7 protein-coding genes are annotated in these 10,415 nt (G+C 55.3%); 2 read left to right on the top strand and 5 right to left on the bottom strand.

Annotated elements, in window-relative coordinates:
* Positions 1–303: 303 nt before the first annotated feature.
* Both LKE08_RS06580 and LKE08_RS06575 read left to right on the top strand, forming a co-directional pair.
* On the top strand, positions 304–1,077 hold the full coding sequence (locus tag LKE08_RS06580) for a hypothetical protein (RefSeq protein ID WP_324703408.1): 774 nt from the start codon (positions 304–306) through the stop codon (positions 1,075–1,077).
* Between the two features lie 31 nt (positions 1,078–1,108).
* On the top strand, positions 1,109–1,906 hold the full coding sequence (locus tag LKE08_RS06575; protein WP_324703407.1) for a DUF1822 family protein: 798 nt from the start codon (positions 1,109–1,111) through the stop codon (positions 1,904–1,906).
* 261 nt (positions 1,907–2,167) lie between these two features.
* On the opposite strand, the gene LKE08_RS06570 is transcribed toward LKE08_RS06575, so the two are convergent.
* The 5 genes from LKE08_RS06570 to recR all read right to left on the bottom strand — a co-directional run bounded on the left by LKE08_RS06570 (position 2,168) and on the right by recR (position 10,208).
* A complete protein-coding gene (locus tag LKE08_RS06570; protein WP_324703406.1) occupies positions 2,168–2,854 on the bottom strand; it encodes an SAM-dependent methyltransferase in 687 nt (228 codons plus the stop codon).
* 218 nt (positions 2,855–3,072) lie between these two features.
* Positions 3,073–3,540 (bottom strand): hypothetical protein, encoded by a 468-nt coding sequence (locus LKE08_RS06565; protein WP_324703405.1) that lies wholly within the window; start codon positions 3,538–3,540, stop codon positions 3,073–3,075.
* A gap of 735 nt (positions 3,541–4,275) precedes the next feature.
* Positions 4,276–4,572: an HU family DNA-binding protein gene (locus tag LKE08_RS06560; protein WP_324703404.1), complete on the bottom strand. Its 297-nt coding sequence runs from the start codon at positions 4,570–4,572 to the stop codon at positions 4,276–4,278.
* Positions 4,573–5,014: 442 nt separating this feature from the next.
* Positions 5,015–8,998 (bottom strand): magnesium chelatase subunit H, encoded by a 3,984-nt coding sequence (locus tag LKE08_RS06555; protein WP_324703403.1) that lies wholly within the window; start codon positions 8,996–8,998, stop codon positions 5,015–5,017.
* A 583-nt stretch (positions 8,999–9,581) separates the two neighbouring features.
* Positions 9,582–10,208, bottom strand: coding sequence for a recombination mediator RecR (recR, locus tag LKE08_RS06550; RefSeq protein WP_324703402.1), 627 nt, complete (start codon positions 10,206–10,208; stop codon positions 9,582–9,584).
* Between the last annotated feature and the right edge of the window lie 207 nt (positions 10,209–10,415).

Genomic DNA, 10,415 nt, shown 5'->3' with positions numbered 1-10,415 from the left:
GAAACCCGGTTTCTTCCTCCCAACCTGTAGGTCTAGAAACCGGGTTTCTACCAATATCTCTGTGGGGCACCCAACACCCTCCTAGAAACCCGGTTTCTTCCTCCCCACCTATATCTCTCCGGGTTTCTTCCTCCTCAGCGAGGCATATATATGGCGGCACATTTTCCCATGATGTTATAGTATGTCAAATCACCGAAAAAGTCAAGCCCAAATTGCCGCAATTTTCGTTGTTGGGCTTCAGCCCCGGCACCTCCCCCACCTCACATTAAGAAGCGTGTCGAAAATGCGATCGCACCACCCAAAATGTGGGATAATATTCTCGGGTCTGCCGAGTTGAGGAATGTGGCGGTGACAGAAGATTCTAAATGTCCCCATGAGGAGTTAAAAGACATTTTTCGTCGGGCGCTCAAAGCCAAATCTGCCAAAGAGCGCAAACGCCTGCGACGGGAAGGAATCCGAATGATGCTGAAGGCACCGGAAAAATGTTTTTGGGGGGGAGAACCGCCCCAATATCGCGACGATTTACGGTATATTGAAGCTGCGGCGGTGGCTTGGGATTATATCGAACGCAAAATTCACGGAGATGTCCGGGGTGGGGAAGCCTACGACCCCGACCGTGAAAATGCTGCCAGTCCGTTCACCATGTGGAATAAACGCTGCCAAGGGGAATATAAAGACCGACTCAAAAAACGGCGAGAGTTGATCGATGATAAACCCAAAACACCCGATCCGGAAAAACCTTACAATATTGATGATGCGCCGTCGCCGACTGTAGATATCCCCCGGTTAGAACGCATCCGCCGAGAATTTGAAAATGACCCGACGGGGGAGTTCAGGAGTTCTTTTGTACGCCAAACCCCACCGCCGCCGATTACCGTTCAAGAGGTTTTATTGTTCATTTATGATTGCGTGTCTCGCGGGGAAAAATACACCCTAAAATTGGTGGCGAAACATTTTAAGATCCCGCCGGGTGTCGTCAACTCTGCTTGGAGTCGCACCATCAGTCCCCTGTTGAAAAAAATGGGCGATCGCATTTCAAAAAATCTCGACATCGACCCGGATGTTTTCGACCTATAAAATCTGTTAAAATAGAAAAGGTATCTCAACCATGAACACCCAATTATTCGGCCAACTGATCCCGATTACGGCACAAATAAACGAACAATTAAAAACGCTTGCGGCCTCCCTGGAACCGTCGAAAGCCGAAAGCACCGTCGAAAGAGCGATCGCGGTTTGGGTCGTCCACCGTTATCTGAAACGGTTCGATTATCAATCGGATTTTCGCGCCAGTAGCGCCTGGAATCTCGCCCTACAGGTTTTGACCGATTTGGCGGATTTAGAACTATTTGATGACGGCTGTAGTTTGGGAATTGTCGAATGTATCCCCCTCGCCGCCGATGCGGAGAGTTTGGAGATTACAGAACAGGCGGTAATGGGCGATCGCATCGCCTATATCGCCGTAGAAATTAACGCCGAAAAAACCTGGGGCAGAATCGTCGGCTTCACCCCCGCCCTGGAAACAGAATATCCCGAATTGAGCATTGATCGCGAAGAGTTGTTAGAATGCGATCGGCTGTTGGATTTATTGGAACTCGCCGAACCCCTCGCCGACGCCTCCCGATTTTCCGAGTTAGAATCCTATTGGTCGGGTCAGAGTGAATGGTCTGACGAACAGCGCCAAGCCATTATCGCCCAACTGGAACGAGCTTTATTATTAGAAAACCAGGAAGCCCTGCAAGTGGAGTCCGCCGCCCAGGAACTCGAAGCATTAATCGCCCAATCTGCCGCCGACTCGAACCGAGAATTGACCTTTCGAGAAGATCCCGAAAGTGAAGCCCGCCAAGAATTGCGATCGATTTTGCGGCGGTTATTCGAGTCATTGCGGGAACCGGAACGAGATGTCTAGAAACCGGGTTTCTACAAATATCTGAGTGGGGAAACCCTGCATCCTTCTAGAAACCCGGTTTCTTCCCCCAACGATAGCGTTCTAGAAACCGGGTTTCTACCCACATCTCTGCGGGGAACCCAAAACCCTTCTAGAAACCCGGTTTCTTCCTCCCCACCGATAGCGTTCTACCAAGTTTCTACCAATATCTCAGTGGGGAACCAAAAACCCTTCTAGAAACCCGGTTTCTTTCTGTCGGGCTTGAGCCCCGACGCCCATTCCTCACGCCGCCGGACGAATGTTCAACATCCGGTTGCCGCCAATTTGGAATTGGTAGGGGACGGTTCGGATGTCGGCGGTATATCCCGATCTCGCCAATTCCGCGATCAGCGATTCCAAAAATGGGGGGGTTTCGCCGGAGATGGTGATGAGGGGAAACAGGCGCACTTCCCGCGCCACGCGGCATAATTCTAGAATCGATTGTCGGTGGAAGTCTTCCGAGAGACGATCGCCGTAAGAGAATAGAAAATGGCTGCATAAGGCGCGATCGAATTGCCGGGAATTGAAGGGCAGATCCGGCAATTCTGCATCGATGTAGCGTCCCGCCGCGACTCCTTGGGGGAAGTCCGCCAAAAATTCGTCCATCGCCGCCATCCGGATGTCTCCGAGATGTTCGGGCGATCGCATCTTCGTCCAAACGTAGTCCCCGGAATTGTTTCGCAGTTGTTCCAGGATGACGGGGTAGGTTTCCCGGATGCGATCGCGAATTTGTTCTGGGGAAAATTGATAAATCGGATCGCAGGATATGACCGAACGTCCCCGGCGGGCCATCGCCGCGTTAAAACCGGCCGGGCCCCCCGCGCAGTCGAGGTGGGTGTCGTTCAACTCGTCGGCGGTGAGGGCGAACATTTGCAGGTACTCGTCAAAACTGCGCCCCCAGGGAACGATGTTGTCTAAAGTGAATCCCATCAGTTCGTCAAATTCAAAATTCAGTCGGGAGTCAAGCTGTCATTAATAATCATACCTGAAACGCCTGATGGGCGGTTTCTGCAAAAATAAAAAGCCCCAATTTCGTAACAGAGAAATTGGTGGCAATTTCTTTTGAATGTCGATCCGGATCGTCTCAGACAGTGAAAACTGCCAAACCCTCCAGATTCTCCTTCGTTATAACCACGTTATCCCGCCGATCAGGGAAGGAAAATAATTTCCCACTGCGCCGCGGGGGTAGAGGCGGCGTCCGCGACGTGGACAAACACGCTGTCCGGATAGGCGCCTCCGGAGATACAGTTGTTACAGCGACTCATATAGTTGCCGGTGTTGGCTTTAAAGGCGTACTTTCCATTGTCGAGACGTTCGATTTCCCACTGCGCCGCGGGGGTAGAGGCGGCGTCCGTGACGTGGACAAACACGCTGTCCGGATAGGCACCTCCGGGGATACAGTTGTTACAGCGACTCAAATAGTTGCCGGTGTCGGCTTTCAAGATGTACTTTCCGTTGTCCAGATGTTCGATTTCCCAATGTGCCCAGGGGGAACCGGCCAACTCCGTGACGTGAACAAACGCACTGTCCGGATAGGCACCTCCGGGGATACAGTTATTACAGCGACTCAAATAGTTGCCGGTGTCGGCTTTCAGAGCGATTTTGATTCCAGGCATAATTTTCCAGCTTTGTTGATGTTCGGTCAGGGTTGTCGAGTCATCTCGGCTCCGGTTTGTGACCCGAAATCGATGTCATACTCCCCGCCCAGCTTGCCAAGGGGGAGTCGAGCGATCGCTCGACTCCGAGCATTCAACCGGATTGGATAGAACAACCACGTTGTCAAATGATGACATTTAACATCAAATCATAACTATCAACAATTTGCCAACTTGATCAAAAAACTTAACATTGGCTCGGGTCGAAATCCACATCGGTGCGATCGGACTGACGCGACACAATTTCATTGACTTTTATTAACATCAATGCATTTTTATAGCCGATTTTTAAACAAAAACTTAAGGTTTTCAGTCCCCTGCCAACGCTTGATTTCAGCCTCATACCGACTCCCGACTCCCTTTTCTGGGTTTTGTAACTATAGCAACGAGCGCTCACGTGGTTACAGTTTTCTTGGAGGGATAAACCTTGAAATCCCGATCCCAAGGGAATTTCCATACCCCACCGAGCACCGAGCACCGAGCACCGAGCACACCCTCTTCTAGCAGCGCTATACATGAGCGCTCACTGCTACATTAATGATGGGCAGTTCACCCATGCTGATCGCCATAGACGATCGCGAGACTTGCCACGAAAATATCCCACGCCACAGTTTGACTCCGGCGCGGGATCGGGGGTATCGGAAAAAACAGGGCGGGGTGAGAATGCGCGATCGCACTTCTCCCCCGTCCTGCCTTCTAAGCGGCGTCTTCGTCCGCCCCGTTGGCCACCCTTTCTTTGAACGCTTTCCCGGCCGAAAAGGCGGGGACGGTGGTGGCGGGGATGGTCATAGGTTCCCCAGTGCTGGGGTTGCGGCCTTCCCGGGCCTTGCGGTGCCGCGCCTCGAAGGAACCGAAGCCGACGAGGGTGACTTTTTCGCCGTCGGCGACGGCATCCATGATGCAGTCGCAGATGGCGGAGATGATGGCATCGGCCTGTTTCTTGGTGACGTTGGCCTTTATGGATGTTTCTTGAACGAGTTGTTCTTTATTCATTGGAATCTACCTCCAAAATCAGTTTCAGTGGGCGATCTTGTCGTTCTGATGGCTGTTCTAACACAGATGCCTCGGGAATCGACAAGTGCATCCCCTATAATTCCGTGAATTTGCCCATTTGGGATCGGGGAATGGGGTGCGATCGCGACCGGAGACCCAACCGCCCCATCCTCTGGCACCGTCGGCTTTTGCGCCGATTGGCACAAAACGCTAAGGATACAGCATACACCAGTTCACTTCAATTCCCGTCAAACCGGACGATGGAGCTTGTGACGGGTGCGGGTGTCGGGAGTCGGGTGTGAGGTGCCGGGTGTCGAAAAATGATACCGCAAAATAGAAGAAAGGGCGAGTTTGCAGGCGATCGCAAATGAATCGCCAATTCTAAAACTGCCCTTAAAATTTCCGGGGAGGCGGGGGAAATGGAGAATTTCCCCCGGCGGGATTACTCGATCCCCTCGATGCGATCTTCAACCTCCTGGTACAACTCCCGCAGGCGATCGAGATTGTCCTCGCTGGTTTCCCAGTAGCCGCGGCCATTGACTTCCAACAGGGTCGTCACCATCTTGCGGAACGAGTGGGGGTTGAGATTCATCAACCGCTGCTGCATCGCCTCATCCTTGATAAAGGTTTCGTTAGTTTCCTCATAAACCCAATTATCAACGGCCCCAGCGGTGGCACTCCACCCCATCGTATTCACCAGGCGCTTCGAGAGCTCCCGCACCCCTTCGTAGCCGTGGGAGAGCATCCCCTCGTACCATTTCGGGTTCAGCATCTTCGTCCGCGCATCCAGACGCACCGTCTCCGAGAGCGTCCGCACCTGGGCGTTAGCCGTAGTGGTATCCGCGATGTAGGACGCCGGTTTCTTGCCGTCCTTCCGCAGGCTGGCGATAGTTTTCGTCGGGTCTGAATCGAAATAGTGGGAGACGTCCGTCAGACTGATTTCCGAAGAATCCAAATTCTGGAACGTCGCGTCCGCCGTCTTCAGGGACGCCTCGAACACCTCGCGATTCTCGTCCATCATCCCGGGATTGTCCGAATTGAAGGCGAAAGACTTGCGCTTCAGGTACATCTCCTGCAACTCCGCCTCGCTCTCCCAGGTGCTATTTTCCACCGCCAGGTTGACGTTAGCCGCGTAGGAACCCGACGCATTGGAGAACACCCGGGTCGCCGCCTGCCGCAGGTTGATGCCAAGTTCTTTGGCTTGCTGCAAGGCGTGTTTGCGGACGAAGTTCATTTCGGCGGGTTCGTCCGCTTCCGCCGCCATTTTGATGGCTTTGTCGAGGAGGTTCATCTGGTTGATAAACAGATCCCGGAACACGCCGGAACAGTTGATCACCACGTCGATGCGGGGGCGTCCCAATTCTTCCAACGGGATCAACTCCAGCTTATTCACCCGGCCGAGGGCGTCGGGGACGGGTTTGGCGCCCACCATCCACATGACTTGGGCCAGGGACTCGCCGTAGGTTTTGATGTTGTCGGTGCCCCACAGCACGACGGCGATGGTTTCGGGGTACTGGCCGCCATTTTCCAGCTTTTGCCGTTCCAGGAGCCGTTCCACCACGACCTGGGCGGATTTCACCGCCGCCACCGTCGGAATCGCCTGGGGGTCGAGGGCGTGCATATTCTTCCCGGTGGGGAGGACGTCGGGGTTGCGGATCGGGTCGCCGCCGGGTCCGGGGAGGATGTATTCCCCTTCCAGAGCCCGCAGCAGTGCCCCCAATTCGTTGTCGGCGCACACCTGTTGCAGGCAGAATTCCAGGTACTCGAACAGGGGTTTGATGGGTTCGGGATCGACCTGGGTGTAGCCGGACTGGTGCAGGCTCTCGATCCAGGGTTCCTTTTTGCCCATGTTGAAGAAGTTGAGTTTGGAGACTTTGGACACCCGGCCTTCGGCGTCGGTGCGTTCTTGAACGAGGGCGGTGATGGCGGCGCGGGTGGCTTCGGTGATCTTCTGCAACAGGTCAACGTCGGCGAGGATGCCCTGGTTGCTGTTGCGGTAGAGTTCTTCGATATCCCGTCCGAGGCTGTCGGCGATGATGCGGGGGAGGCTGAGGATGCCTTCCTCTTCGCGATCGAGGTTGGCGATGTTGACCAGGGTCGCGATCGCCTCTTCGGCCGTGGGAGCTTTCCCGATCACGTGCAACCCGCAGGGCAGCAGCCTGGACTCAATTTCCATCAATTTCCGGTAAACCTGTCCGACGAGGTTATCCCGCTCCTCCTGGGTCAGTTCCGCCGCGTCTTTCTCCGGCAGGGCGACGTCCTGATCGAAGTTCACCATCCGGGCTTTTTCGATGATGGTGCTGACGATCTGCACCCCGCGACCGCTATCTTTGAGGGTTTGGTAGGAGCCGATCAGCTCGTTGAGTTCCTGCAACCCTTTGTAAAGTCCGGCATTTTCCGCCGCCGGGGTCAGGTAGGAGATGGTTTCGGCGTAGCTGCGCCGCTTGGCGATGGTGGCTTCGCTGGGGTTGTTGGCGGCGTAGTAGTAGATGTTGGGGATGCTGCCGATCAGGTTGTCGGGGTAGCAGTCCCCGGACATCCCCATCTGTTTCCCGGGCATGAATTCCAGGGAACCGTGGGTTCCGAAGTGCAGCACCGCGTCGGCGCCCCAGACCTGTTCGAGGTAGGTGTAGTAGGCGGCGAAGCCGTGGTGGGGGCTCGCGGACCGGGAGAACAGGAGGCGCATCGGGTCGCCCTCGTAGCCGAAGGTGGGCTGGACGCCGATGAACAGGTTGCCGAAGGTTTTCCCGTAAACCAACAAATTCTCGCCGTCGGTGTTCAGGTGTCCCGGCGGGGGTCCCCAGTTTTCGTGCAGGCGCTCGGAGTAGGGGGTGAGCCGCTCGTACTGCTCGACGGACATCTTGTAGGCGATGTTGAGTTCGGGGCTCTGGTACTGGGCGGTGGCGTCGTGGATCACCTGCTGCATCAGTTCGGCGGGGGACTCGGGCAGGTCTTGGATGTCGTAGCCGTTGCCCTGCAGGGCTTTCATCACCTCGTAGATGGAGCCGAACACGTCCAGATAGGCGGCGGTCCCGACGTTCCCCTTGTCGGGGGGGAAGCTGAAGATGGTGATGGCAACTTTTTTGTCGAGTTTGGGCTTTTTGCGGAGGTTGGCCCATTTGAGGGCGCGTTGGGCGATCGCTTCGATGCGGTCCTGGAGGGCGATCGCTTTTCCGGTGGCCCCGTCCCGCCCGGAGACGATGATCGGTTCGATCGCCCCGTCGAGTTCGGGGATGGCGATTTGCAGCGCCACCTGGATCGGGTGCAGGCCCAGTTCGCTATCTTCCCACTCTTCGGTGGTTTGGAACACCAGCGGCAGGGCGACCATGTAGGGCCGGTTGAGACGCTTCAGGGAGTCGATCGCCTTGGGGTGATCCTGGCGGGCCGGTCCGCCGACGAGGGCGAATCCGGTCAGGGAGACGACGATATCGACTAAGGGTTGGGCGGGGATGCCCTTGGGCGGGTTGTCCCAGAAGTAGGCATCCACGGGTTTGGAGAAGTCCAGGCCCCCGGCGAACACGGGCAGCACCCGGGCGCCCATCGCTTCGAGTTCCTGCACCATCGCCACATAGTGGGCGTCGTCCCCGGTGACGAGGTGGGTGCGCTGCAGGACCAAACCGACGCAGGGGGCGAGGGGATCTTTGGCGTCGTCGGAGATATCTCCCCGGCTGTTGTACCAGTTCATATATTCGCCGGCGTCCTCGAACATTTTCGGCGCGAGGGGGTGCCAGATCCCCATGTCGGGGTAGGTGACGGGTTCGGCGAAGTTGAGTTTTTCCTGGCCTTGGAAGACGTATTTTTCGGCCAACATCAGCAGGAAGTTCTCCAGGTTCTCCGGGGAACCGCCGAGCCAGTATTGGAAACTGAGCATGAAGTTGCGGGCGTCCTGGGCCTTGTCGATGGGCATATATTTCAGGACTTTGGGCAGGGTTTGCAACAGTTTCAGCATCCCGTCTTGGAAGGAGGACCCGGATTTTTCCTTCCGCTTTTTCATGAATTGGGCGATCGCACTCTTGCTCTGGCCCAGTTGCGCCATCGAGAAGCTTCCCATTTTGTTGAGGCGCATCACCTGCGGCATGGAGGGGAAGACGACGGCGACGTCGAGGCGATCGCGGTGCGGCGTCACGGCTTCGACGACTTTTTCGGCGAGATCTTCGATGAAAATCAGGGAGGCGATGAAGACGTTGGCTTCGGCCACATCTCGTTTGAAGTTCTCGTAGTTCTCGGGGTCGCGCAGTTCTTCGATCAGGTAGCCGCTGATTTCGATCGCCAAACTGGGGTTCTTTTCGTTGATGGCGCGGACCGCCGCCGATAGGGCGCTCTGATACTGGGCCTCCAGAACGATGTAGACGACTTTCAGAAGCGATCGTCCGTTCGGGTTGTCAGGCTTGATGTGTCTGATGGTGGGCTTGACGTAAGTAAACATATGGGTGTTGATTCCTCGATGTTCTGCTCCAAAGCTGTTTAAAGAGAAGTACGCTATACCGGATCGGCCAATATCGATTGGAAATGGGCGAGCTCGGGACTCGCTGGTGAAACGGTGCGGCCTTGGGCCAGAGCGAACTCTGATGGCTTCACCATTGAGTATTGTTATCAGAAAATGGGGTCTGATCGTCAGTTTTTGAGCCCATTTGACACAATTCGACAAGAAACGCCGTCACAATTCGTAATAAAAGTTAACAAAATGCTGAGTGTTGACTTTTTTTAAGTCTATACAAAACTTAACTTGACATTTACTATTTTTTATGGTAATAAATGTTTCGACCGGCATTGAAATAGGAATCAAACCGAGTCGAGAGCGAGTCTCGAAGGGAGGCGATTCGCTCTATTTCAATTCGGTTAATGAATCATAATTTTTCGATTATCGCCCTTCAAATGACGGGCGAGATGAGATTATCGCCCTCTGAGGGCAGGAAAATTGCGAATATTTTTGAATGAGTTTGAATAGGGGAAAGCGATCGCCCGATTTTTGAGGTTTTCCGGGGCGCGATCGCATCAGGAGCAAGTATTTAATCCAACTCCCGCCGTCCCTCCAGAGCCCGCGCCAACGTCACCTCGTCGGCATATTCCAAATCCCCCCCCACCGGCAAACCGAAGGCGATGCGGGTGACGCGGGTGAAGGGTTTGAGCAACTGTCCCAAATACAAAGTGGTGGTTTCCCCTTCGACGCTGGGGTTGAGGGCGATAATCACTTCCCGGACTTTTTCCTGGTTCACCCGCCGCACCAAGGGTTGGACGGTGAGTTGTTCCGGCCCGATGCCGTCCATCGGCGAAATCACGCCCCCGAGAACGTGGTACAATCCCCGATATTCGCGGGTTTTTTCCAAAGCGATCACGTCCCGGGAGTCCGAGACGACGCAAATCGTTTCGCGATCGCGCTGCGGGTGGCGGCAAATCTCGCAAACCGGCTCGGCGGACAGGTGAAAGCACACCCGACACAACCCCACCTGCTTTTTCGCATCCAACAGAGCCCGCGCCAACGCCTGAACTTCCTCGTCGGGGCGCTTGATAATGTGGAGGGCGAGTCGCTGGGCGGTTTTCGGGCCGATACCGGGGAGCCGTTGGAATTGCTCGATCAGACGAGCGAGGGGGCGAGTGTAAACCGTTTGTCGATCTCCAGTTCTGCAATTTTTCAATGGTAGCAGAGAATTGGGGTGTGCTCGGTGGGGTGTGCTCGGTGGGGTGTGCTCGGTGGGGGGAGCGGAGTCGGTATTAGGGAGCAGGGGGAGCGGGGGGAGCGGAGGGAGCGGTGGGTGAGACATCCAGACCGCTTGGGAATCAATTCCCGAGGGCGCAAGCCTTGCGCCCCTACCAGCTCAAATCATCTAAAGATGATTGGGGAG

The sequence above is a fragment of the Lyngbya sp. CCY1209 genome (assembly GCF_035615495.1).
GTDB lineage: Bacteria > Cyanobacteriota > Cyanobacteriia > Cyanobacteriales > Microcoleaceae > Limnospira.
Note: the sequence above shows the minus strand (reverse complement) of the source record. Positions and strands in the feature narration are given on the sequence as shown.

Bases quoted from the DNA above. Each gene is read 5' to 3' on its own strand.
- LKE08_RS06555 (WP_324703403.1), bottom strand. From the start codon at position 8,998: ATGTTTACTTACGTCAAGCCCACCATCAGACACATCAAGCCTGACAAC.
- LKE08_RS06565 (WP_324703405.1), bottom strand. From the start codon at position 3,540: ATGCCTGGAATCAAAATCGCTCTGAAAGCCGACACCGGCAACTATTTG.
- LKE08_RS06570 (WP_324703406.1), bottom strand. From the start codon at position 2,854: ATGGGATTCACTTTAGACAACATCGTTCCCTGGGGGCGCAGTTTTGAC.
- LKE08_RS06575 (WP_324703407.1), top strand. From the start codon at position 1,109: ATGAACACCCAATTATTCGGCCAACTGATCCCGATTACGGCACAAATA.
- LKE08_RS06560 (WP_324703404.1), bottom strand. From the start codon at position 4,572: ATGAATAAAGAACAACTCGTTCAAGAAACATCCATAAAGGCCAACGTC.
- LKE08_RS06580 (WP_324703408.1), top strand. From the start codon at position 304: ATGTGGGATAATATTCTCGGGTCTGCCGAGTTGAGGAATGTGGCGGTG.